General features: G+C 49.4%; 22 protein-coding genes. 18 read left to right on the top strand and 4 right to left on the bottom strand.

The window, feature by feature from the left end; genetic code table 11:
* Positions 1-103 precede the first annotated feature (103 nt).
* Together selD and mnmH are read left to right on the top strand one after the other, a co-directional pair.
* Positions 104-1156: a selenide, water dikinase SelD gene (gene selD / locus CRG97_RS21575; protein WP_098747190.1), complete on the top strand. Its 1053-nt coding sequence runs from the start codon at positions 104-106 to the stop codon at positions 1154-1156.
* 39 nt (positions 1157-1195) lie between these two features.
* A complete protein-coding gene (gene mnmH, locus CRG97_RS21570) occupies positions 1196-2248 on the top strand; it encodes a tRNA 2-selenouridine(34) synthase MnmH (RefSeq protein WP_098747188.1) in 1053 nt (350 codons plus the stop codon).
* Between the two features lie 182 nt (positions 2249-2430).
* Here mnmH and CRG97_RS21565 read toward each other — a convergent pair whose 3' ends face one another.
* The gene (locus CRG97_RS21565) at positions 2431-3075 is read right to left on the bottom strand and encodes an SDR family oxidoreductase (RefSeq protein ID WP_098747186.1); all 645 of its coding nucleotides are present in this window, start codon (positions 3073-3075) and stop codon (positions 2431-2433) included.
* A gap of 180 nt (positions 3076-3255) precedes the next feature.
* Between CRG97_RS21565 and CRG97_RS21560 the strand changes: the two genes are divergently transcribed.
* The 5 genes from CRG97_RS21560 (at position 3256) to bcbE (ending at position 11146) form a co-directional block, all read left to right on the top strand.
* Positions 3256-3945 (top strand): phosphatase PAP2 family protein, encoded by a 690-nt coding sequence (locus CRG97_RS21560; RefSeq protein WP_098747183.1) that lies wholly within the window; start codon positions 3256-3258, stop codon positions 3943-3945.
* Positions 3946-4052: 107 nt separating this feature from the next.
* Positions 4053-5111: an FUSC family protein gene (locus tag CRG97_RS21555; protein WP_098747176.1), complete on the top strand. Its 1059-nt coding sequence runs from the start codon at positions 4053-4055 to the stop codon at positions 5109-5111.
* A 297-nt stretch (positions 5112-5408) separates the two neighbouring features.
* Positions 5409-7739, top strand: a complete 2331-nt coding sequence (helD, locus tag CRG97_RS21550; RefSeq protein WP_098747174.1) for an RNA polymerase recycling motor HelD — start codon at positions 5409-5411, stop codon at positions 7737-7739.
* Between the two features lie 312 nt (positions 7740-8051).
* On the top strand, positions 8052-9755 hold the full coding sequence (locus tag CRG97_RS21545) for a methyl-accepting chemotaxis protein (protein WP_098747172.1): 1704 nt from the start codon (positions 8052-8054) through the stop codon (positions 9753-9755).
* Between the two features lie 110 nt (positions 9756-9865).
* Positions 9866-11146 carry a bacillibactin exporter BcbE gene (bcbE, locus tag CRG97_RS21540; protein WP_098747170.1) on the top strand — a complete coding sequence of 427 codons (1281 nt, stop codon included), beginning with the start codon at positions 9866-9868 and terminating at the stop codon, positions 11144-11146.
* A 184-nt stretch (positions 11147-11330) separates the two neighbouring features.
* Here the strand turns inward: bcbE and CRG97_RS21535 are convergent, their stop codons facing one another.
* Positions 11331-12569: an MFS transporter gene (locus CRG97_RS21535; RefSeq protein WP_098747168.1), complete on the bottom strand. Its 1239-nt coding sequence runs from the start codon at positions 12567-12569 to the stop codon at positions 11331-11333.
* Complete coding sequence (locus tag CRG97_RS21530; RefSeq protein WP_098747165.1) at positions 12562-13026, bottom strand: MarR family winged helix-turn-helix transcriptional regulator; 465 nt, start codon at positions 13024-13026, stop codon at positions 12562-12564. Before CRG97_RS21530 ends, CRG97_RS21535 begins: the two co-directional genes overlap by 8 nt.
* 224 nt (positions 13027-13250) lie before the next feature.
* On the opposite strand from CRG97_RS21530, the gene CRG97_RS21525 reads away from it, so the two are divergent.
* The 7 genes from CRG97_RS21525 to CRG97_RS21495 all read left to right on the top strand — a co-directional run bounded on the left by CRG97_RS21525 (position 13251) and on the right by CRG97_RS21495 (position 21683).
* Positions 13251-13988 (top strand): glycerophosphodiester phosphodiesterase, encoded by a 738-nt coding sequence (locus CRG97_RS21525; protein WP_098747162.1) that lies wholly within the window; start codon positions 13251-13253, stop codon positions 13986-13988.
* Positions 13989-13992: 4 nt separating this feature from the next.
* Positions 13993-15201, top strand: a complete 1209-nt coding sequence (locus tag CRG97_RS21520; protein WP_098747159.1) for an SLC45 family MFS transporter — start codon at positions 13993-13995, stop codon at positions 15199-15201.
* A gap of 152 nt (positions 15202-15353) precedes the next feature.
* Positions 15354-16364 carry a LacI family DNA-binding transcriptional regulator gene (locus CRG97_RS21515; RefSeq protein ID WP_098747434.1) on the top strand — a complete coding sequence of 337 codons (1011 nt, stop codon included), beginning with the start codon at positions 15354-15356 and terminating at the stop codon, positions 16362-16364.
* A 108-nt stretch (positions 16365-16472) separates the two neighbouring features.
* Positions 16473-19697: a helix-turn-helix domain-containing protein gene (locus tag CRG97_RS21510; RefSeq protein ID WP_098747156.1), complete on the top strand. Its 3225-nt coding sequence runs from the start codon at positions 16473-16475 to the stop codon at positions 19695-19697.
* Between the two features lie 228 nt (positions 19698-19925).
* On the top strand, positions 19926-20549 hold the full coding sequence (locus CRG97_RS21505) for a TraX family protein (protein ID WP_098747154.1): 624 nt from the start codon (positions 19926-19928) through the stop codon (positions 20547-20549).
* Between the two features lie 57 nt (positions 20550-20606).
* Positions 20607-21038, top strand: coding sequence for a hypothetical protein (locus tag CRG97_RS21500; RefSeq protein ID WP_076325046.1), 432 nt, complete (start codon positions 20607-20609; stop codon positions 21036-21038).
* Positions 21039-21107: 69 nt separating this feature from the next.
* On the top strand, positions 21108-21683 hold the full coding sequence (locus tag CRG97_RS21495) for a macro domain-containing protein (RefSeq protein WP_098747152.1): 576 nt from the start codon (positions 21108-21110) through the stop codon (positions 21681-21683).
* A gap of 229 nt (positions 21684-21912) precedes the next feature.
* Here the strand turns inward: CRG97_RS21495 and CRG97_RS21490 are convergent, their stop codons facing one another.
* Positions 21913-22110 (bottom strand): hypothetical protein, encoded by a 198-nt coding sequence (locus CRG97_RS21490; protein ID WP_098747149.1) that lies wholly within the window; start codon positions 22108-22110, stop codon positions 21913-21915.
* An 88-nt stretch (positions 22111-22198) separates the two neighbouring features.
* Here CRG97_RS21490 and rpiA point away from each other — a divergent pair, with 88 nt between their 5' ends.
* The 4 genes from rpiA to CRG97_RS21470 all read left to right on the top strand — a co-directional run bounded on the left by rpiA (position 22199) and on the right by CRG97_RS21470 (position 24640).
* Positions 22199-22915: a ribose-5-phosphate isomerase RpiA gene (gene rpiA, locus CRG97_RS21485; RefSeq protein ID WP_098747147.1), complete on the top strand. Its 717-nt coding sequence runs from the start codon at positions 22199-22201 to the stop codon at positions 22913-22915.
* A gap of 49 nt (positions 22916-22964) precedes the next feature.
* Complete coding sequence (locus CRG97_RS21480) at positions 22965-23414, top strand: MarR family winged helix-turn-helix transcriptional regulator (RefSeq protein ID WP_076325043.1); 450 nt, start codon at positions 22965-22967, stop codon at positions 23412-23414.
* Between the two features lie 30 nt (positions 23415-23444).
* Positions 23445-23876, top strand: coding sequence for a GNAT family N-acetyltransferase (locus CRG97_RS21475; protein ID WP_098747145.1), 432 nt, complete (start codon positions 23445-23447; stop codon positions 23874-23876).
* A gap of 128 nt (positions 23877-24004) precedes the next feature.
* Complete coding sequence (locus CRG97_RS21470; RefSeq protein WP_098747143.1) at positions 24005-24640, top strand: GDSL-type esterase/lipase family protein; 636 nt, start codon at positions 24005-24007, stop codon at positions 24638-24640.
* Positions 24641-24652: the final 12 nt, after the last annotated feature.

Raw genomic sequence — 24652 nt, 5'->3', positions numbered from 1 at the left:
CAGATTATCCCCGGGGTAGATGAGACGTTTTTTATGCATCCACGCCGGGGTTGTTGCATGTGTTTTGTTAAAATTAACTCTTAAGACGAAGGGAAGACCCGTGATGAGTCAATCGGAGAAAATAAAATTAACCTCGTATTCCTCTAAAGGAGGATGCGGATGCAAGATCGGACCTGCTGACCTGGCACAGGTCATTCGCAAGCTCCCGCAAGCCGAGCCGAATCCCAATTTATTGGTTGGTTTGGATACAAGTGATGATGCAGGCGTATACCGCCTCACGGATGAGTTGGCTATGGTTCAGACCGTCGATTTCTTTACGCCGATTGTGGATGATCCCTATGATTTTGGACAAGTGGCTGCAGCGAATGCCATCAGCGATATTTATGCCATGGGAGGCAAGCCGTTGACTGCCTTGAATATCGTGGCATTTCCGATCTCAACGCTGGACAAGCAGGTATTGACGGATATTTTGAGAGGTGCGGGGGATAAATTGAAGGAAGCGGGGGTAACCCTGGTTGGCGGGCACTCCATCGATGATAAAGAACCAAAATTCGGCCTTGCCGTTACAGGTACCGTCCATCCGGACAGAGTAAGAACCAATGCCGGCGCTAAGCCAGGCGATGCATTGATTCTGACCAAGCCAATCGGCGTGGGTATCCTGACGAGTTCCATCAAGAAGGATCTGTTAAGCGATGAGGAGATTCGCCGAGTTACCGCCGTGATGGCGGCATTGAACAAAACGGCTGCCGAGCTCATGGAACCATATGAGGTGCATGCGTGCACGGATGTAACTGGTTTCGGTCTCCTTGGCCATGCGCTTGAAATGGCGAAAGGAAGCGGCACGGGGATCCGGATTTCTAAATCTTCCGTTCCCATTCTGGAGCGGGTTCGAGAGATGGCCGATGGCGGTGTTATTCCAGGCGGTACAAAAAACAACTATGATCACGTGAAGGACGACGTGGATTTCCCGGACAGCATGGACCAGATCGATAAGTGGATACTGTGCGATGCCGTTACTTCAGGAGGACTCCTCATTGCGGTTGATGGCTCGCAGGCCGATCAGCTTCTGTCAGAGCTTCGCCATGCGGGTCTGGAAGCAGGAAGAATCGGTGAGGTCGTGGATAACCATCCGAATCGCATTGTCGTTGAGTTATAAAGGGAATCGGGTTTTGTATCAATAAAGGAGCGAACAGACATGTTTCAAGACATCACCGTAAATGAATTAATGGAACTGCAAAGCAAGAAGAAGATTACTTTGATTGATGTCCGTTCCCCTTCGGAGTACAGGGATTCCACCATTCCGGGAAGTCTGAACATTCCGGTCTTCAATGATGAAGAACGGGCGGAGATCGGGACGATTTATAAACAGGTGAGCGTGGATGCGGCTAAAGAGCGTGGACTTGCCATTATGTCGGCCAAGCTCCCGAGCTTTGTGAAGCAATTCAAGGAGATCGAAGGGGATAAGGCGGTCTATTGCTGGCGGGGCGGCATGCGCAGCCGGACCGCCGCAACCGTTCTCTCTTTAATGGATATCCATGTTAACCGGATTACGGGCGGGATTAAGGCTTACCGGAAGTATGTGCTGGATACGCTGGAACATAAAAGTCTGGACGCAGAAGCATTTGTCCTTCATGGATTGACAGGCACAGGCAAGACCGCAGTGCTTAAACAGCTTCAGCAGGAAGGCTACCCGGTCGTGGACCTGGAAGGGCTGGCAGGACATCGCGGCTCGATCTTTGGCCATATCGGTCTTCAGGCGAATAATCAGAAGACGTTTGATTCGGGATTAGTTGAGCGGCTGAAGGAACTGGAATCTGCGCCATATTTGTTATTTGAGGCGGAGAGCAAACGGATCGGCAAAATCGTCGTTCCCGATTTCCTGATGAAGAAGAAGGAGTCGGGGGTAGCCATCGTGTTGGAACTGCCGATGGCCGAGCGTGTTCGGCAGATTCTGGAGGATTACAACCCGGCTGCTTTTAAAGAGCAATATTTAGAGGCCTTTCAGTTAATCAAAAGCAGGATCCACACGCCTATCGCTGCGGAAATCGGCAAGTCGTTGGAAGAGGGGCGATTTGCTCAGGGAATACAGCTGCTGCTCGAGCATTATTATGATCCCAAGTATAATCACTCTTTCAGTCAATATGAGGGAAGCACGCCCATCGTTGTCGCGGTGGACCGGGTGGAAGAAGCTGTGGATGCGGTAAAAGATATATTGCGGAACCAAATGCTGCAGAAGACAGGCGCGTAAGATAACAAAACAAAAGCTAATTTGACGAAGCAATTCACGATCTATGCGCTGCGTTGGCATGGACCTCTTTTATTGTGAGCTGGTTATTATTCAACCAGAACTGGAAGATCGCCCCTGAAGTATGAGCGGATACAACCGTACCGCTTATACTAAGGGGCGATTTTTTTGATAAAGGCAACGCTTTAAATGGAGGATAAAGCTTCGGATATGGGAGTATCCCCTGAGATCAGGTCGAAGGAACGACGGAAGGTATTTTCTTCATCCAAGGATAACAGTATCGTTCTTGCTACATCCTCGCGCGGAATCGATCCGCCCTGGATATTCTCCGCAGCGGTAATACGACCGGTACCGGGTTTATTCGTAAGTCCTCCTGGACGAATGATGGTGTACGAGAGGCTGCTCTGACGAAGCATAAGATCCGCGTAATGCTTGGCGGCATAATACGGTTTGATCTCCTCATTCCAATATTCCCGATGATGGGCCCCAATCGCACTAACCATTACGAAACGCGAAACAGATGCCTGCTCGGCGGCTTCGATCATTTTTGCGGCTCCGTCCAGATCGATTAACAGGGTTTTGTCGTATCCGGTAGCTCCGCCTGAGCCGGCAGCGAATACCACCGCCTGGCAATTCTTCGCCGCATCAGCAAGCTCCTCGACCGATCCTTCCAGGTTCGCAAGAACACACTCTATTCCGGCAGCTTGATATGGGGCGGCCTGTTCCTCTTTTCGTACCATTGCTCTTACGGTATAGCTTTCATGGTCTTGCAACAGATGTGTAAGCTGTTTGCCGATTTGGCCGTTGGCACCGACAACGAGAACCTTCATGTGGACATGCTCCTTTACGGTAAAAATTTCCTTGAAAGAGTAATCATTGCGATTTTGACATAGACTACGGGATATTTCATGTATATCCCAAATGTACTTTCCTTTATCTCGGGAAAATGATATTATCTTGTTTTCACCAATTGACACGGGTTCGAAACAAAGGCAAAGGAGAAAAGAGAGTTGAGCGGACAGAAGCTACACCCGACTTCAAGAAGACAACGCTGGATTTTCCTCATATCGATGATCAGCCTCATAGGATTTGTTGTGCTGGCAGCTTTGGTAAAGCGGCAAGGCCTGGAAACGTTTGACATGGCGATCATAACAACGGTACAAGCCTGGGAGCAGCCGCTTATCACGGATATCGCCATCGGGCTGTCGTTTATAGGCTCTATCGGACCGGTAATTGTGTTATGTCTGATTGTAATCGCCGTGCTATATTGGGTACTGGGGCACCGCGTGGAGATCCTTCTCCTTATTGTGGTCGTCTTCGGTTCTTCTATTCTGAATGTAATATTAAAATGGGTCTTTCAACGGGCAAGGCCTGACATCCACCGCTTAATTGAAATTACGGGATACAGCTATCCCAGCGGACATTCCATGGCTGCCTTCTCGTTTTACAGCGTGCTCGCTTACTTGTTGTGGAGACATATCGACAGCAGGGCGGGGAGAGGGGCTTTAATATCCATCTCCGTCGTCATGATTCTCGGCATCGGACTAAGCAGAGTCTATCTTGGGGTCCATTATCCAAGCGATATTCTTGGTGGATATCTGGCTGCTTGCGCTTGGCTTGGATTTCTGGTCCGATCTTACGAGAAGAGGATGGGGAAGCGGGCCAACCCGGAAGATGTGAATGAATCAGAAACTGCATAACATTGGAAGCGTAAGGGTAATTCATGTAATAGCGGTTCAAACGGAGGAGTATGTATCATGGTGTGTATCCATAGATGTGAAATTGGGTTCGGTAAGGAGGGGTGTCTGTGGCGTTTGGAGCAAGAATGTTCAAAACCGGCTTAGCCGTGACGCTGGCTCTTTATTTAGCCATGCTGTTTGACTTTAAATCCCCTGTTGTTGCCGCCATAGCCGCGATTTTTGCGATGCAGCCATCCATATACAGGTCGTGGAGATATTTCCTGGACCAGCTGCAGACAAGTACGCTCGGTGCGATTCTGGCGATGCTCGGAGGATACTTTTTATCGAATCAGCCGATTTCCGTCGGTTTGGTATGTATTCTAGTAATTATGATTTGCATGAAGCTGAAAATGGGCGAGACCATCGGACTTACGCTTGTCACGGTTATCTCCGTGATGGAAGCTTCAGGTCAATGGGATTTTGCGCTCAATCGCTTTATTCTGACGATTATCGGTATCATATCAGCATTTCTTATCAATATTCTTGTGTTTCCCCCGAAACCCAAGGAACAGTACATCACGCGGATTCATATTGTATTTAGCAAAATGTCGCTGCTGCTGCGCACGGCCATATCCCACGAGATGAAGGATTCGGTATACCGTGCGGAGAAGAAGGAGCTGGAATCGGCGATCAAATCGTTGTCCGATAAATACAATTTATTTGAGGAAGAGCAGAAGAAGCTGAAGCGGGCAAAGTACAGTCAAGCAAGACAGCTGGTCGTGTATAAGCAATTGCTTCAATCCCTTCGTAAGGGGTATGAAGTGCTGGATGCGGTGGAGAACCACTATTTTCAGGCGGAACGCTCCGAAGAAATCGACGAGCAGTTTGATCACAATCTGGAGCGGTTAATGAAATACCATGAGCATATTTTGTGGAAGTTCGAAGATAAACTGAAGCCGAATGAGGACGAGGCCGAGATCATGGCGGAGAACAATGAAGCGTTTTTGGAGCAGGTGATGTGCGGGCCAGGCGCCAATTCCGGGGGGCTTCGGCTGTCCGTGGTGGCCGCCTCCATGTATGATTACGGATATCAGCTTGACCGGCTGAACCGGGTAGCGGATCATATCAGCCGCGTCGCGGATGATAAAGAGCAGGATGAAGCCTTGTTCTCGTGGCTGCGTAAATAAGAGAAGTTCATCATGAGGATGCCGATCAAGCTGCTATATTTGATCGGCTGTTTTCATGCACCAGGATGTAGGATCATTTCTCTTGGCAGTGAGCCTTGGGAATGGTATTGTATATAAACGCAAAAAAAACCGCCCCGGTGGGTCGGTTACTGAAATTCGAAGTTGAATTATACGAGGCACATTGCTATAATTAGCAATGGTTTGTCATTAAATCATTAAGATATGGTTAGAATATCACAATTGTATTATATCACAGACGAATTGCGCTGTCAACCAGTATATTAGGGGGATGAACAAATGGCTATCAGCGAACAGGATTGGCGAGAAGAACAGGCTCGGGTAACGGAAGTGACAACGAAAATCGGTAATAAAATATCTCAGCTGGAAGCAAGCGTCGGAGATATCCGTGAAGTCGTTATTGATATGCGGAAAGACTTTTGGGACGAAGTAACGGTCAATTTCAGCAACCCGGACGATCTGGGTGAAACGTCCACAAACCTGAGACAGCAGTCGCAGGTGCTCGCGGAACGTGAGCATGCACATCTGCAATCCAGCAAGCTGCTTAAAAAGTATAGAAAACTTGTGGAATCCCCTTACTTTGGACGCATTGATTTTCAGGAGGATGGAACCACGGAGACGGACACCATTTATTTGGGGACAGGATCTTTTTTGGATGAACATATGGAGACGTTTCTGGTTTACGACTGGCGCGCTCCGATCTCGAGTTTGTATTATGATGGGGCACCCGGCCCGGCCCAATACGAAACTCCTTCGGGTACGGTTAAAGGCAAAATGCTGCTTAAGCGCCAATTCGTCATCCATAACGGCGAGATCAAGGTATTGTTTGATACCGGCGTGACGATTGGAGATGAGCTGCTGCAGCAGGTGCTCAGTCACAGCGCGGATGATCGGATGAAGAACATCGTGGCTACGATTCAGAAAGAGCAGAACGCAGTCATCCGAAATGACAAAACCCGCATGCTGATCGTTCAGGGGGCTGCCGGCAGCGGCAAAACCTCAGCGGCACTGCAGCGAGTGGCTTATCTATTGTATAAGTACCGGGAGACGCTTCGGGCCGATCAGATGATACTATTCTCCCCGAACCCGCTGTTCAACAGTTATGTATCCACGGTGCTTCCGGAGCTTGGCGAGGACAATATGCAGCAGACGACCTTTCAGTCCTATCTGGAGCACCGGCTCGGCAAAGAGTTTGAGCTTGAAGACGTGTTCACGCAGACGGAAACCTTGCTGAATGCGGACGATTCGCCGCGTTACCGGGCACGGCTTCAGAGTATATCCTATAAATCCTCGGGTGCTTATCTGGACACCATCAGACGATACAAGGAGCTGCTGGAACAGGGCGGGATGCTCTTTAAACCGGTCGTATTCCAGGGTAAGGTTATCGTCAGCTCGGAAGAAATGACCGCGCAGTTCTATGGTTATGATGCGGCGGTTAAGCTTGCTGGACGGATCGACCTCATGAAAGAGTGGATGCTGAAACGCCTGTCGGAGTTTGCCCAGAGCGAAAAAGACGCCCCGTGGGTGGAGGAGCAAATCCAACTGCTGGATACGGATGATTACCAACGGGCCTTTCAAACGATGAGACGTAAGCAAAACCGGAAGGAAGAAACCTTTGACGATTTCGATAAGGAAAAAGACATCCTTGCCAAAATGGTCATCAGCACTCGGCTCAAGCCGGTTAGGCGCTGGATCAAGCGGTTCCGTTATGTGGATGTTAAGGGCATGTACCGTAAATTATACACGGATGAATCCTTATTCCGCCGGGCAGCAGGTAACTTGGAGACGCTCCCGGGACATTGGGAGGAAATCTGCAATCGCACAGTAGCGTCGCTGGACAACAAAACGCTGTTGTACGAGGATGCCACTCCGTTCCTGTATCTGAAGGAGCTGCTTCAAGGCTTCCGCACGAACACGTCGATTCGTCACGTCATTGTCGATGAGGTTCAGGACTACTCCGGATTTCAGCTGGAATTCCTGAAGCGTTTGTTCCCGCGAGCGAAAATGACGGTGCTGGGCGACCTCAATCAAGCCATTTATGCTCACGGAGAGGCACTTGGCAGCTTGGAGAATCTGGTAAGTCTGTACGGCAAGGAGGATACGGAGGTTATCAATCTGACGCAAAGCTACCGGTCCACATATGAAATCGTTGATTTCACGCGGCAGATGATACCGGGCGGGGAGCGCATCGTTCCATTTAACCGGAGCGGCGAAGCTCCACAGGTGGTTGCGATGATTGATGAAGCACATCTGCATGAAGCGATTGTCTCTGATATCCGTGAGCTTCATGAACAGGGATTCCAGTACGTGGCGGTGATCTGCCGGACAGAAGAGGAGAGCAGACGCGTACACGAGCAGCTGTCAGCAGATATACCTACGCGATTAATTGCCAAAACGACGCCTGCTTTTGAGAAAGGAACGCTTGTCGTTCCTGCGTATCTGGCCAAAGGCGTGGAATTCGACGCGGTGATCATATACAACGGCTCTGAGGATGTGTACCATCGCGAAAGCGACCGCAAGCTGTTCTACACCGCATGTACGCGTGCCATGCACAAACTTCATGTGTATCATATCGGGAAAAAAAGCCACTTTATACCGGATCAAGATTAAATGAGTAAAGGTCTGTCTGAGCAACGGCTCAGGCAGGCCTTTTTTTCATGATTGATATATGAAAACCAAACCATGTTTCAGAGCAGAGGAAAAAAACGGAAATGAATTTAGGGAGATCTAGGGAATATACGTTATACCATAAGGAGGGAGTTATCCAATATTTATCATGATTTGACCGGTGATTAATAATTTTTTTCAATAATTTTCGGGATAAGTGCTTTCTCGACCGCCGAGTCTATTCATTTTGGACACAAATTTGACGAAAAAAGGATTGGGGGTCTATTACTTATATCAAAGGTCGGGTGCTTGCGGATGCAGATAAAAACAAAATTAATTCTTTCGTCTACGATTCTTGCAACGGTTACGGTGGTTATCGTAATCATCGCGTTCATCACTTCGAACATGACGGAGAAGAGGTTCAGCGAAATTATTGAAGTGGATCAGAAGGTCATTTATAACCTGACGCAATTGGAGACCCTATTGACGGGTGTCTCTAATGATGAGCGGGGCTACTTATTGACCGGGGATTCGACCTTTGCAGATTCATTGAAAGCGAAACAGGAGTCCGTTGCCAAACTTATGGCTGAAACCAAAGGCTTGATGACGGCTGAGGAAGACCAAAAGGTATTTAACGAGATCGAAACCGGGTATGTCATATACACCGAGGCCGTGACTGAGGTGTTAAACAAATTAGGGTATGACACCGGTTTTTACAAGGCTGTACCGTTCCGGGTATATGAGGCTGCGTTTAGCAAGGAACGGGAAGTGCGCAATTCCTTCAGTACGCTTATCGCCCAATTTACGGTGCATAAAAATGAAGACTTGGCTAAGCAGGCTGACCAGATTGCGGACAGCAGCAGATTTCAGAACATGGTGATCATGTTGATCGGTATTGCAGGTATCGTTTATTTTGCGATACAAGGATATCTTCTTATTCGCTCGATTCGACCTTTGAATCAGATGAGCGAACAACTCTTGAAGATTGCCGAGGGCGGTGGTGATCTGGTTACCCGATTACAGATTACTACGAAAGATGAGATCAGGGCGGTAGCCGACGCCTACAATAAACTGGTTGATGGATTCAGGGTGCTTGTCGTACAGGTGCAGGATACGGCTGGCAAAGTTGGTGTCGCAGCTTCGACGCTGCACTCCACGACCGAGGAAATCCGTCAAGCTTCTCAGCAAACCTCTGGGATTATGGAAGAGCTGGCGGCCGGGGTAGAAAACCAGCTTCAGGATACGGAGGAAACGACAGCTACGGTAACGGACATGGCGGAAGGCATGAAACATATCGCGCATGCCGCCCAAGACGTCTCGGGATTGGCAGCAACGACGAACCAACTTGCGGCTGAAGGGGAACAGGCACTTATACATACGCTGGCTCAGATGGAAGGCATACGCACCAGTGTGGATCAATCTGCGCAATCGGTGCGGGCGCTCGGCGAAAAGGCCTCCAACATTGGAGCGATGGGACAGATCATAATCGAAATTGCAGAGCAGACATCACTGCTTGCCTTGAATGCCTCCATTGAGGCCGCTCGGGCAGGCGAGCATGGCAGAGGTTTTGCGGTTGTAGCGGCTGAGGTCCGAAAATTGGCTGATCAGGCCTCAAACTCTTCCGTCGAAATCAGACAATTCGTCCATGAGCTTCAGCAGGATATTGTTGATTTGGCCGGCGTCATGGAGCAGGGCACCCGCGAAGTGACCGAGGGCATGGACGTGGCACAAGGAGCCGAGAGAGCCTTTAAGGACATTGAACAATCCGTCGGCGAATTGAACGAACAAATTCAGAGTGTCACTGTTGCAACTAAACAGATGGATTCCGGAGCAGGAGAGCTTGTTCATGCAATCCGCAGAATTCAGGAGGTCACGGAGACAACGGCAGGTGGAACCCAAAGCGTCAGTGCAGCCACGGAAGAGCAGCTGGCTTCTATGGAGGAAATTACAAATTCCGTTGAGGATTTGAACGTAATGTCCAGCAAGCTGCGGCAGTTGATGTCCGGCTTTAAAGTATAAATAAGGAAAAATTGCATATGGGAAAAATCGGCCACCTTGCAATCATGCATATTCCGGGTAAAAGAACCTACAATATGGATGACAGATAACGCAAAGGTGGTCTTTCTCTCATGGAAAACAAAAAATGGGATCTGGTTGCCCTTGCATCCATACCACTTATCATGACGTTGGGAAATTCCATGCTGATTCCCATTTTGCCGCAGATTTCAAAAGCTCTGGGGATCAGTTCCTTCAAAGTCAGTATGCTTATAACGGTATATGCTGTTGTAGCCATCTTACTGATTCCGATTGCCGGTTATTTATCGGATCGGTATGGACGAAAGAAGATCATCATCCCAAGCTTAATTATTGCGGCGTTAGGCGGAGCAGTCTCGGCTGTAGCAGCTTGGATGCTGAGTGGGACAGCGGCATATTACGTTATTTTGGCGGGTCGGTTTCTGCAGGGAATTGGTGCTGCCGGGGCATTCCCCATTGTCATTCCGCTTGTCGGTGACATGTTTAAAGAGGAAGAAGAGGTTAGTAAGAGTTTGGGTATTATCGAAACCTCCAATACGTTTGGCAAGGTAGTCAGTCCAATACTGGGAGCCCTGCTTGGAAGTTTTATCTGGTTCTTGCCCTTTATAGCTATTCCAGTTCTGTGCCTGATCTCTATCGTGCTTGTTATTTTTCTTGTGAAGACGCCAAAGTCAAACCATAACGATAAACAATCCATTCGCGAGTTTTTGAAAACAACCAAGCAGGTTTTGCACGAGAAGGGAAGATGGCTGTACGCGATATTTGCCATCGGCGGCATTGCGATGTTTGGTGTGTTCGGCGTGCTTTTCTATTTGTCGGAGACGCTTGAGAGCACTTACCATTTACACGGTGTGGTGAAAGGGCTGGTGCTTGCGATTCCGCTGGCTTTGTTATGTCTGTCTTCCTATTTAGCCGGTAAATTCACGGGCAAAAATAAAGCGGCTAAAAAGTGGACCGGTTTCGCGGGTATGGCCATTCTGACGGCTTCCCTGATCGTCACCGGATTTAGCGCACAGATATATTTTGTAGTTGGTATGATGACGCTTGGCGGCATAGGGATCGGGATGGTATTGCCATGCATGGACACGCTGCTAACGGAAGGTATAGAGAAGGAGCAGCGCGGTACCATTACTTCTCTGTACAGCAGTATGCGTTTTATCGGCGTATCGCTCGGTCCGCCAGTTGTTTCACTGCTGCTCGGGGCGAATCATTGGGTGCTGTTCGGCACGTTGGCAGCCGTTGCGGCTGTAGGTGGCCTGCTCACATTATTCGCCGTGAAGCCGGAGGCGAAGGAAGACGATACCGGAGGGAATTCATACCGAGTGAATTTCAAGAAACCGCAGGGCTTGAAAAAGAAAGGTCTTGTCCATAAATAATGGACAAGACCTTTCTCTCATATTCGAATACGGATCGGGAGCATAGGGAACGGAGGTCCACTCGTATAATCGAGTAAACGGGCTCCGCATGATCCATCCGGTCCGATCCGGGAGGTCAGAGCTTGATGTGTGCAAAGAATCGAAGAGGAGATGCCAAAGAATTGGCTTTGCTTTCGAATCTCCGTTATCCTGCAACGGTGGGTTCGGTATCCTCAAGCTTTGATGTAGCTTTAGTGCGTGATTTGCCGGTGGCCTGCATGACGATATAAATCAGGATCAACAGCACAAGCGCAATGGCTGAATATCGGTACATGATAGCGTACGAAGTGGATTTGGCGATGGAGCCGAGCGCGATAGAGCCAATAGCGACACCGAAATCCAGGGAGTTGAAGAACATGCCGTTGGCCATGCCGCGCTGGAGTGGATGAACCTCCTGGATCATCCAGGTCTGGATGGACGGCTGCATCGCACCAAAGCCAAGGCCATAACACAATGCCGATAACAGCATAGTTCCCGTCGATGAGGCGAAGGTCAGCAACAGCAGACCGGTGACCATCAGAACAGCAGCAGGTATAACCAGCGCCTTGTGTCCATAGCGGTCATAGATTCTGCCGGAGAACGGCCGTACCAGAATGATGGCAATGGCATTGAACAAGAAGAAATACTGGGGATTCCGGAGGTGAGCCTCGGTGCCAAACAACGCCATGAAGCTCAGCAGCCCGCCGTACGTAATGGACATCAAAAAATTAAGGACGCTGGGGAGAATCAGCTTTTTGTTGAACGAGCCCTTCGGTTGTTCCTCAACTCGAGGTTGAACCGCTGCGGGGCGCTCCGTTTTCCGTTTTGCCGATCTTGATGTTAGAACGTAGGCGAGTGGGAAGATAAGTACATTGATGATGACGGTGATGACCACAAGCGGTGTGAACCCCCCGTCTTGCAGGAGCGTCAAGCCGATCATCGGGCCGATTGACATGGCGAGCGTAGTGGATAATCCGAAGTACCCCATGCCTTCGCCCAGTCGTTTGATAGGAATGACGTCCGAAGCCATCGTAGGAAACGAGGTGCTTGTCATGCCAAAGCCGATGCCAAACAAAACGCGCATCAGCAGCAGAAAGGCGATGCCGGATGCCCAGTAATAGCCGAGCGTGGCTGCCAGCGATATCAACAGCCCGACGTACAGAAGCAGGCGTAGTTTTCCTTTTTCCAGCGCTTTGCTTGACACGAAGCGGGACGTGATCGCACTGAAGGCGAACAGGCTGGTTATCAGGCTGACCTGAAGCGGGCTTGCCATAAACGCCTCCTTGGCGTATGCGGGCAGCGTGGTCAGCATCATCTGCAGGGTCAGAAACAGAAACAGGTTGCTGACCATCAAGGTGATGAATTCTTTGGTCCATAATCGTTGTTTCGAATTTATTTCATTCATGTGAAACATCACTCCTGTTATTCTCTAAGTTGTGTATGTTGGTATTGATGCGTGAGAGTGTGTCCCAGAACATCTCTAATTGATGATCGTCAATGCCTTCGATTAACTGGCTCCCGCATTGACTTTCGATCGTTGTGGTTGTCTCGATCAATTCTTTGCCTGTATCCGTCAAATAGAGCTGGAAAGCTCTTCGGTCGTTTACCGATACGGATTTGCGGGTGTATCCTTTTTTCTCGAGCAGATCTAAAATGCGGGTAGTGGTCGGTTGGTCCTTGTCCGCTTTGGCGGCAACTTCCTTTTGATTTAACCCTTCGTGCTCTCCGATGTGGTACAGCACCAGCCATTGCTCAGGGGTGATATCATAGGGCTTCAAGGCGTTAGCAAACAAATGGGATGCGCGGCGATAGGTGTAACCCAGATGAAAACCGATGGAGGGGTTGCGTTTAGGTATTTTCAAGAAACAAGTCACACCTTTCATTTCAAGTTTTCAAAAAATAGTTGTCTAAACAATTATATGCCTGACATGCAAATCAGTCAAACCATTCAAAAAATTAATTGTCTGCATGACAGGGTTTCGTAAAACGATGTGGAATATGAAAAATGGAATGATAACATAGCTCTAACAATTGCGAGCTATATTTATAGTACAAACCAATTTCTAACCACTCAGGAGGAAGACAAATGACACAATTGATTAATTTTGCACACCGCGGGTCATCGGCTATATGCCCCGAGAATACGATGGCTGCCTTTGCCAAAGGCTTGGAGCAGGGAGCTACCGGGATTGAAACCGATGTTCAGATGACGAAGGATGGAAGGCTGGTTCTGATCCATGATGAGAGTGTCGCCCGAACCACGGGGGCTGAGGGGCTAGTCAAGGATTATACATACGACGAACTGGCCAAGTTGGACGCAGGCTCATGGTTTGGATCGGCTTTTCAAGGGGAACGGATTCCGCTGCTGGAAGAACTGCTGGAATTAACGAAAAACCGTGGCACGATCGTGAACATTGAGCTGAAGAACGGGTCGATTCAATATCCTGAGCTGGAAAAGCGTGTGATCGAGACCGTAAGACACTACAAAATGTCAGAGCAAATCGTCATCTCAAGTTTCAATCATTATTCCCTGGTGGAGTGCAAACATATTGATCCTGAAATCCGTACCGGCCTGCTGTATGGGGAAGGGTTATACAAACCGTGGGAGTATGCCAAATTGGCTAAAGCGGATGCGCTTCATGCATACCATCGCGCAGTTCTGCCGGAATGGGTAGCGGAAGCGAAGCAGCATGGTGTTGTCTATCACCCTTGGACCGTCAATGACGAGGAACAGATGAAAGCCTTGATCGATGCAGGCGTAGCGGGCATTATTACGGATTATCCGGATGTACTCGGGGGATTGCTACAAACCAAGGGAGCGTGACTTTGTGAAAAAAACATGGCTGCTGGGCTTTGGCTTTTTCAGCATTAGCATTACCTGGGCGCTCTACAATGCGTTTGTGCCCTATTTTCTGGAGGATTACATATCCAGTGTCGCACTGATCGGTTTTTTTATGACGATCGACAATTACTTTGCCTTGTTCTTGCAGCCATGGATTGGAAGTCGAAGCGACCGTACTCATACCCGGTATGGCAGAAGAATGCCTTACCTGCTCATCGGAATGCCGCTTGGCGCTCTGTTTACAGCAATCATTCCGTTTCACACCGGGATGGCAACATTGATACTGTTCATGGTCCTCATGAACCTGGCCATGAGTCTGTATCGTTCGCCTACCGTTTCACTAATGCCGGATATTACGGAGGAGAAACGACGCACGAGGGCCAACGGCATCATTAACTTTATGGGCGGCATAGGGTCTATATTGGCTTTTGGCGTGGGCTCGGTACTGTACAGCGCTCATCAGTCCTTGCCTTTTATTGCCGCGGCCGGCATTACGCTGGTGTCGTTGTTCATTTTGAGAACGTTTATCCAGGAGAAGCGCGACGCTCCAGGCTATCAGGCTCAGACTGCTGCCAAAGCTAAGGTTTCCTTTAAGAGTCAGCTCAATCGGACGACGGTGCTGCTCTTGGCGGCTATATTTTTCTGGTTTGTTGCTTATCAGGGAGTTGAGACGCTGTTTACGTTGTACGGGAAGAACGAGATGGGGCTAACGGAATCGCAGGCGTCCTTTTCCCTAACGTTTTTTTCACTGGCCTTTGTTCTGTTCGCCATTCCAAGCGGATGGCTTGGCGGTAAATTCGGCAAGAAACGGATGATTCTGATCGGCGTCAGCGGGCTGTTGATTGTCTTCGCGCTTGTACCATGGGTTGAATCAATGCTATTGCTCCGTGTATTGCTGACTGTTGGCGGATTATTCTGGGCTTGCATCAATATTAACTCCTATCCGTTTATCGTATCTACCGGATCGGAGGACAGCATTGGGACGCGGACAGGAATGTACTATTTGGTATCCTCGCTGGCGGCGATCTCGTCACCGCCTCTGCTGGGCAAGCTCATTGATGGCATGGGATATTCGATTCTGTTTTATTGTGCCGCAGGCAGCATGCTGCTCGCGCTGATCTGCGTTCTGATGATTCGCCATCAGGAAACGGAAAGTCCTGCAAAACCGCAGACCTCTTCCGCCAGCTTGTCCTAGCCGATTTGTATTTTGATAACCGAAGGTTCGGCTCCTGCTAGTCCGTCCGTGCGGAATAACATTGACGAGAGCCTGCCAGCACAGGTAGAATCTAATATCAGATAGATTTGAATTAGAATATGCCGGCGAAGGTGCAGGAGCTGATTCCAAGGTTGACTACGATTTATGATATTGCCAAGAAAACAGGCTATTCGCCTACGACGGTGTCCAAAGTCTTCAACAACTATCCGGATGTTCGGGAGAAGACGAGAGCCAAGATCCTGGCAACCGCGAAGGAAATGGGCTATCTTCCAAACGCAAACGCCAGATCGCTTACAACGAAGCGATCCTGGACCATTGGTATTCTCTTTGTAGAAGCTACGGGAGCAGGAATTCGTCATCCCTATTTTGGAGCTGTTATCGAAAGCTTTAAGAAAATTGCCGTATCCAAAGGGTATGATCTGATGTTTATCTCCAAGGATGTCGGCGGCCGAAGAAGCAGTTATGTGGAGCATTGCAAAATCCGGGGCGTCGACGGTGTGGTCGTCATTCTGTCGAGCAGTGAGGATCCCGATTTCCAGGAGCTGCTGGATAGCGGCATTCCGTGCGTCATTCTGGATTCGTCACCGGAGCATGTGCATTCGGTATACTCCGACAATATCGGAGGGAGCATGCAGGCACTTCGGTATTTGCATTCGCTCGGACATCGCAGCATTGCCCATATATCGGGCGGATTGAATACGTTTGCAGGCGAGCAGCGCCAACAAGGCTATGAGCAAGCCCTTCGGGAACTTGATCTGGATCTAAGGGAAGAGTACATAACCGGCAGCGATTTTTTCTCCACCGAGAGCGGATACGAAGCCATGAAGAAGCTGCTGGGGCTTGAGGATCGGCCGACTGCTGTATACGCGGCTGGAGATTTACTCGCGCTTGGGGCCATTCGTGCCGTTCAGGATCATGGCCTGCATGTACCGGGAGATGTGTCCATCATCGGTTTTGATGATATTGAAATGTCCCGTTACATCACCCCTGCGTTAACGACCATACGCCAGGATACGGAGCAGCTGGGCACCGTTGCGGCGGAGATCCTTATTTCTTCCATCGAAGAGCAAGACGCAACAGTAAAGTCGGTTATGCTGCCAGTTCAATTGATTATCCGGGAATCCTGCCGCCCGGTCACCTAGGTGAAACATAAAGGCAGGACTCATTTTTACCATTTTTCGAAACCGGTTTCGAAAATAATTGGAATATAGAGTTGAGTTGATTATGAACCCATTTAAGGAGGATGTAGCATGTCAAATTATCGTTTTGAGAAAGATACCTTTGTTATTGAGCAGTATGATCTTGCTAAACCATTTTCCAGCTTTCTGCCGGGAATCGCAGGCTTGAAAGGGATTCCGATGTGGACCTTTTATGTGAATCGGGGTCAGGGGATTTGCAGCTTTGGCATACGCGATAAGAACTCGCCGATCATGGAGTTTTCCCCGGCGAATATCTCGTATAAGAACGTCTCGACTACCGGCTTTCGTACGTTTATCAAGATGGCGGGGACCCCGTCAGTCTATGAGCCGTTCCAATCCTATCAGCCGGATTCCAAAGCGAAGAGAACGATGCTGATTCGTCAAAATGAGCTGGTCATTGAGGAGGAGCATGCCGGTAACGGACTTCGCACTTCGGTGTCATACTTTCAGCTGCCTGGTGAGGATTTTGCCGCGCTTGTCCGCGAGGTCAGTGTAACGAATATCGGAACCCAGACTGTATCGCTTGAACTGCTGGACGGCATGCCGGAGATTCTGCCTTACGGTGTCGAGAATAGCGGGTACAAGGAGGTCGGCAATCTGCTGCGGAGCTGGATGGAAGTGGAGAACCTGGATCAGGGGATCCCGTTTTATAAAGTTCGCTCCAGTACGCACGACGAGGCGGAAGTTAGCGAAGTTACGAGCGGTCACTTCTATCTGTCGTTTAATCAGCACGGGAAGCTGCTCCAACCTCTTGTAGACTTTGAGCTGATTTTTGGCGGTAACACTTCATTAATCCACCCTGATCGATTTGCTGAGAGTTCGATGGAAGCTTTGCTGAACGCCACGCCGTATGCCGTGAACAAAGTGCCCTGCGGATTCAGCGGATTATCGACTCAGCTTAAGCCTGGGGAGACGGCGACCGTTTATACGCTGGTTGGTCATGTGAACGATATCGGTAAAATCAATAAGCGCTCCAAAGATTTGTGTTCTCCTGCCTATATCCTCCATAAGCGCGAGGAGGCCTCGGCGTTGACCCGGAAATTAACCGAGGATGTGGCCACCAAAACGGGATTACCCCTATTTGATGAATATAGCCGTCAGTCCTACCTGGACAATTTTCTGCGGGGCGGATATCCATTCCTATTCGATAACGGGAAGGAAGGGGCCGTTGTCCACCTATACTCCCGCAAGCATGGGGATCTGGAGCGAGATTATAACTTCTTTTCTCTTGCGCCGGAGTACTATTCACAAGGGAACGGCAATTTCCGGGATATGAATCAGAATCGACGAAATGACGTGTTTTTTAACCCGAAGGTGGGCACGTTCAATATCCGGATGTTTTTCAGTCTCATTCAAGCCGACGGTTATAACCCGCTTAGCGTAGAAGGAACGAAATTCCGCTTGAGCGAAGGGAAGGAGGAGGAGTTGCAGAAGCTGCTGCGCTCCTCCGCGGCTGAGGAAGATTATGAGAAGCTGGCAAAGGCATGCGCCGGGGACTATACGCCAGGTAAAATTATCAACGCGATTTCGGATCAAGGCATCAGGTTGGAGATTAGTGAGGAACAGTTCTTATCCGGGCTGTTGACGATATCCGATCAGCATTTTGCAGCTTCGTTCGGGGAAGGGTTCTGGTCGGATCATTGGACGTATAATATGGATTTAGTTGATACCTACTTGGATATTTATCCCGACCGTTATGAGGAACTATTGTTTGGCGAGAATACGTATACGTTCTTTGACAGCCCGGTGTACGTCCTTCCGCGGAGTGAGAAGGTTGTGATCAGTCGAGGAGGCAAGGTTCGGCAATATGGTGCGCTGCTGGAGGACGAGGAGAAGCTGAATAAGCTCGGCAGAAAACGGAACGCGGCGGAATGGCTGCGGGTAGATGGCGGACTAGGCGGCATGTACCGCACGAACCTGTTTGTCAAAATGATCTCATTGTCCCTCAGTAAAATAGCGACACTCGATCCTTACGGGATGGGGGTAGAGATGGAGGCGAACAAGCCGGGTTGGAATGACGCAATGAACGGCTTGCCGGGCCTGTTTGGGTCGGGTATGAGCGAAACGATGGAATTGAAGCGTTTGGTCGCATTTATCGTGGATGCGGCCGAGCGGTTCGGCCATCAAGTGATTCAGGTACCGGAGGAGATCGCGTCTTACTTAGGTAGTGTATACGAAGCCGTACAGCAATATCAGTCCGGCTCATTGGACTCATTCGGTTATTGGGACTTGGTAGCGGGGCAGCGTGAATCCTATCGTGCATCGGTCCGGTACGGGATCAGCGGTCAAGAGGTTGAGATGTCGGTGAAGAACGTGAAGGTCATGTACGCGGCATTCTTGGACAAAATCGAAGAAGGGATTCAGCGTGCCGAGCAGATGGGAGGCGGAATCGTGCCAACGTATTTCCGCTTTGAAGCCGAGCGCTTTGAAGAGGTTCGGGATGCAGCGGGGAACCCAGTGATCACCCGCTATGGTTTGCCTGCGGCAAAAGTGCTTGAATTCAAGGCTTATGCGCTCCCGCATTTTCTGGAGGCACCGGCCCGCGGAATGAAGCTCGCTGATGAAGGCCAGGCGAGAACGATGTATGACCGGATCAAGGCTTCCGATCTGTATGATCCCGCGCTGGGGATGTATAAAACGTCCGTCAGCCTGGCAGGCGAAACCGATGAAATCGGACGCATTCGTGCATTTACAGCCGGGTGGCTGGAGCGGGAATCCGTATTTTTGCATATGACCTATAAATACTTGCTTTCATTATTAAAAGCCGGATTGTATGACGAGTTTTTCTCGGAAATCAAAACATCCCTTGTACCTTTTCTGGACCCGGCGGTTTATGGACGCAGCACGCTGGAGAATTCCTCGTTCATTGCCAGCAGCGTCAATCCGGATCCTCACGTGCATGGACGAGGTTTTGTGGCACGGCTTAGCGGATCGACGGCCGAGTTCCTAAGCATGTGGATTACGATGATGGCAGGGAAGAAGGTATTCCGTTACGAAGGCAGCCAGCTGCATCTGCATCTGAACCCACTGCTTCCGGCTTGGCTGTTTGACGAGAATCAAGAAGTGTCGTTCACCTTCCTTGGTTCCGTCAAGGTGACGTATCGCAGCGAGCGCGCAGCAAATACGTATGGCCAGGACGGAGTTACAATTCAGCGATTAACTCTCATCACGGTGGGAGGGGATTCGATCAAGGTGGATGGCCCCCTCCTTACAGGAGCGTTGGCTCATGAAGTTCGGAACGGGAACATCCGAGAAATTCATGCTGTATTGAAATAGATGTCACTTGCCCCAAATAGACTACCCGGGAAATATCGGGTGGTCTATTTATTGTTATTTGATTTGAAGTTTTGATTATTCATTAGGGGGCTTTTCATTATCGCTTGTCATTGCTGAGCTCCTGCATGTTTTCTTCGCTTGCAAGTCCCAGTGTTGCAACCCATAATAGATATATCGATTTCAAGTACATATGGATTCAACATCTTCGAGTGCGAGGAGGGGGTTATCATGCAGTGGATCGCCATGCTGACGATGCTGATTGATCATGTAGGACTTGTGTTTTTTCCGCATCAGGAGATTTGGAGAATCATCGGCCGCATTGCTTTCCCAATCTACGTCTATGCTCTCGTTCAGGGGCACCGCTACACTTCTTCGAGACCCAAGTATATCATTCGGCTGGCCGTTATTGCGGCAATCTCCCAAATTCCCTATCAGCTTGCGTTGGATCCTAAAGGGTTGAATGTAGTCATTACCCTGGTAGCTGGAGCCATCGTTTTGTATGTGCTGGAACGATCGGATTCCCAGCTGTTATCATGGATGATTGTTGTTGCCGCCTGTGCACTAATGAGCGAATTTCCGTTTGATTACGGAGCTTACGGCCTGCTGTTGATCTTGATTTTCCGATATGCCCAGGCCAGCTGGCTTGTTCCGCTTCATATTGTGTTGAACCTGTTATTCTGGTTCCTTAATAACTGGGAGCTGCAGATGTGGAGTGTCATCCCGACGGCTGCGATAGCCTATGGCCCGCATATATGGAGGAAGCTGGAGTCTATCCGGGTGAGCCGATGGGTATGGCGTTCATTTTATCCTCTGCATTTACTGATTATTGCGTTATTACGGGTGTTTTTATAGAGAAGAACTCTTTAGGTTAATGCCCGATGGATTGATTATATACAAGGAGAGACATACATGTTCAATATCGCAATTGCTGCCTGCATCCTTTTGTTCGCGGCGGCGGGTTACATCGCATTCATGAATTCCAAATTAATTGCGGATAAAAAACGGGAAGCATACATTCCTCCGCCTGCTTCGGAATATACCGTTTATATGACGCCTCAGTTCACGGAGGAGGACAAAAGATCGATGAGTCCCATCGGCGTCATGGAATTTCGCGATCCGCAAGGCATGATGAAGGTATATCTTTGCCGGGTCAAGAATGAATCCGAGGATTTGAAGCTGGAGCAAGCCGGCAATGTGTTTCTTCATCATTTGACGAAGGCCAGGGATACCGGCACGCTGATGTTCTACCGTACGGTGGAGGAAGCGCTGCAAGGAGCGGAAGAGAAGAGCTTGACCGATCGACTGTCTGCAGCTGCGAAAAAAAAGCCCAGAACAGAATAGGCAAACAGGGTCAATCCACCCACTTGCGGGGTAATAGAGAAATAAAAGACCGAAAGGAGATTTTCCGAAATGAAAACATTTAAAATCGGAAGGACATCGGTCTCCGTCTTTATAGGCGATATTACGACATGGACGGGCGACATTATCGTCAATGCTGCAAATTCGGGACTGCTGGGTGGAAAAGGCGTGGACGGCGCAATTCATAGCGCCGGCGGCCCGGAGATCATGGAGCAGTGCATGGAAATTCGCAAGCAGCAAGGCGGATGCCCACCAGGCAATGCCGTGATTACCGGTGCAGGCCAGCTGCCTGCTCAGCATATCATTCATACGGTAGGCCCGATATGGGAGGGCGGTGGACGGCGTGAGGAGCATACGCTGGCGGAATGCTACCGCAACAGTCTCCTGCTTGCAATCGAGGTGGGTGCCAGAAGCATCGCCTTTCCTAATATAAGCACGGGTATCTATGAGTACCCTAAGGCTCCTGCATGTGATGTTGCGTTAAAGGCGGTTACGAAGCTGCTTGAGGAAGATTTGCCGGATAACCGCCTGGATCGGATTGACTTCATTTGTTTTTCTCCTGATAATGAAGAGCTCTATATCCATTGGCTTGAGCAGTACACACAGGAGAAGGAGGCGCAAATATAAAATAACCCCACAAAGTGGAGCCTATGCTTCGATGCTTATTCCAAATACTTAGCGGGGACCCCCAAAAACAAACCTCTATCGAGGCCTTTTCAAGGATGAGCGACCGCGATTCGAAGGTAAGTTTTCTTGCGATTATAGAATGGTTCAGCTCCGCTGAAAAATTATAAATTCTGTAATCTTAATGAAAGTCAGGGGCGCAGTTAGCGCCCCTGACGTTTGTCAGTCGACTTTACATATGATAGGAGCCGCTTGGCTCAAACAGTACCCATTCCAGCATCGTGATCATATCATCGAGGCGGGCTTCCTGATTGAGAAGGGAGGCTCGCTCCGGACTGTTCTCTTCGAGAGCAGCCAAGCGGGTTTGCAGCTTTTTCTTCTGCATCGTAAGTTCATTGATCTTGGATTTGATCTGGTTCTCTGTTCGCATGGTATAATCCTTTCGTTATGGTATGAAATCCATCAATTTACCCCATATTATAGCATTTGATTCAGCTTAAGACGAAAGAGGGGTTCACATGACGAGTGAATATAATATGAAGAAAATGGCGGCGGAGCATGCCGCCAAGTATGTGCAGGATGGAATGAAGATTGGGCTCGGCACAGGCTCAACCGCTTATTACGCCATTCTCAAAATCGGCGAGATGGTCAGATCCGGACTCTCGATCCAGGCCGTGGCTACCTCTGAAGCTTCGGAGAAGCTGGCTATGGAACAAGGAATATCCCTGACGCCTTTACATCAGATCGATCGCTTGGATCTGACGATTGACGGGGCTGATGAGCTGGACGACCAGCTGCGCTTAATCAAGGGAGGGGGCGGAGCGCTTCTCCGCGAGAAGATCACTGCTTTTCACAGCGAACGGCTCGTGATTGTGGCAGATGAAGCGAAAGCAGTAACTCAACTCGGCGCTTTCCCGCTGCCGGTTGAGATTGTCCCTTTTGCTTATGAGTGGACAGTTCGGTCACTGGCCCAGCTTGGATGTACGGTGCAAATCCGTCGTAAGCAAGATGAAGGGTTTTATGTTACGGATAACGGGAATTATATTGCTGATTGCCGGTTTCAGCATATTGCCCACCCAGAGGAATTGAGCTCTCGGCTAGGCAACATTCCGGGCGTGGTTGAACATGGGCTGTTTATCGGTATGGCCGACCAAGCGATCATAGGCTGCCAGGATGGAACAGTACGGATACTGCATTCCGGGAGCATAGAAGCAAAGAATACATTTGACAGTTGATCCGGCGTTCATTAACCTTAATAACATGATATCTTTCGGAGGGTGAAATATGTCGGATATTCAAGAACACGAGGATACCCCGTTACATTTGCTGGTTGTCCTTGCCAGAGCTTATAACGCAGTTATGACACATTCGAATCGCAGCATCAATAGTCACGGATTGAACTCCACCGAATTCGGTGTATTGGATGTACTCTATCACAAAGGACCGCAGCCGCTGCAGAAAATAGGGGAGAAGGTGCTCATCTCCAGCGGTAACATTACATATGTGGTGGATAAGCTTCAAAAGAAAAATCTGCTGGTTCGCCGGGCTTCCGCTGAGGACCGTCGCGTTATTTATGCTGAGCTTACCGCAGAGGGACAAGAATTCTTCGAAGCCATTTTTCCTCAGCATCAGGAATTGATGGTTAAGGTGCTTAGCGGTTTGTCGGAAGACGAGAGAGCACAGGCGGCGATGCTGCTGCGCAAGCTGGGAATCAGTGCAGAGAAGATGTTGTAGACCTATACAAGCTTTAGATTGGAGATAAGTATGCTTAAAGATATAACGGCGCAAGCGATACAACCCGAAGTAAAGGAACTGCTCAGTTACTCGGTATTTCCGGATCCGGAAGCGGTGGATCAGGCGGCAGCTTCTTATCAGACGGGCCGCAACCGGTTGTTTGGATATGAAGAGGATGGACTTCTCTTAGGAGTCATCGGTTTTGATATCGATCAGGACGAGCTTACCATTCGGCATCTTGCCGTTCTTCCGGAGAATCGGGGAAAGGGATATGGTCGCGGATTGATTTTGGAGCTGCTCCTTGAGGTTCAGCCTAAACCGGCCCGAGTGATTGCGGAAACGGACGAAGAAGCCGTAAACTTCTATCGCAGTATCGGCTTTGAGGTATACAGCTTGGGAGAGAAGTATCCGGGAGTTGAAAGATTCCGCTGCATTTACGAGGTGGAGGAGTCCGAAGAATAAGCTATTCAGATTAAAAGCATGTTTGCCGTCTTGGAGTGGAATTAAAATTGCCATTCAAGACAATAAACCCGTTTCGCAATGGGGTGATCCCTCATATAATGTCGTAACGAGCGGGGCAGGGGGTGAACATGTTGGTGTACCATTATACCGCTGTCGGCGATTCCTTGACCTTTGGGTTTGGGGCGATGCCTGGCAGCGGTTTTGTTCCGTTATACCGTCGGATGGCGGAGGAGAAGCTTCGCCAGTTCGTGGCCCATGAGAATCTCGGGGTCAATGGATTAACCTCGGATGAGTTATACGATCGGGTAGTTCAGCTTCCGACGTTTCGCTATCATCTGCAGCAGGCTCAGATCATTACGATATCGATCGGAGGCAATGACTTGATACGTGCGGTAAAGTCCACGGGAGGTCGACCGAATCGGGAGGTGCTGGACGCTGCCTTGTATCGATGTCAGAATCATGTGGCTAATATCGTCAAACATATCCGTAAAATAAAGTCACCGGTCAGCAAACCTTATTTTATTCGCGCTATCGGTCTGTATAATCCATATCCGGCCTGGACGGAGGCGACGGAATACGTGATTCGGTTCAATCGGCATTTGATGGGGTTAAGCGACGGCTATTTTCGCGTAGCTGATATTTACACACAATTTTCTGGCCGAGAGAAAGAACTGATGTCGGTGGACGGTTTACACCCGAATGGCCGAGGGTACCGGGTGATCGCGGAACAATTAAATCGGCTTGGGTACAAGCCACTTGCATAGAAAACCGAATGA

The sequence above is a fragment of the Paenibacillus sp. EZ-K15 genome (genome assembly GCF_002573715.1).
Taxonomy (GTDB): domain Bacteria; phylum Bacillota; class Bacilli; order Paenibacillales; family Paenibacillaceae; genus Paenibacillus_AQ.
The sequence above is the reverse complement of the archived record's forward strand: the minus strand, read 5'-3'. Positions and strand labels throughout refer to the sequence as shown.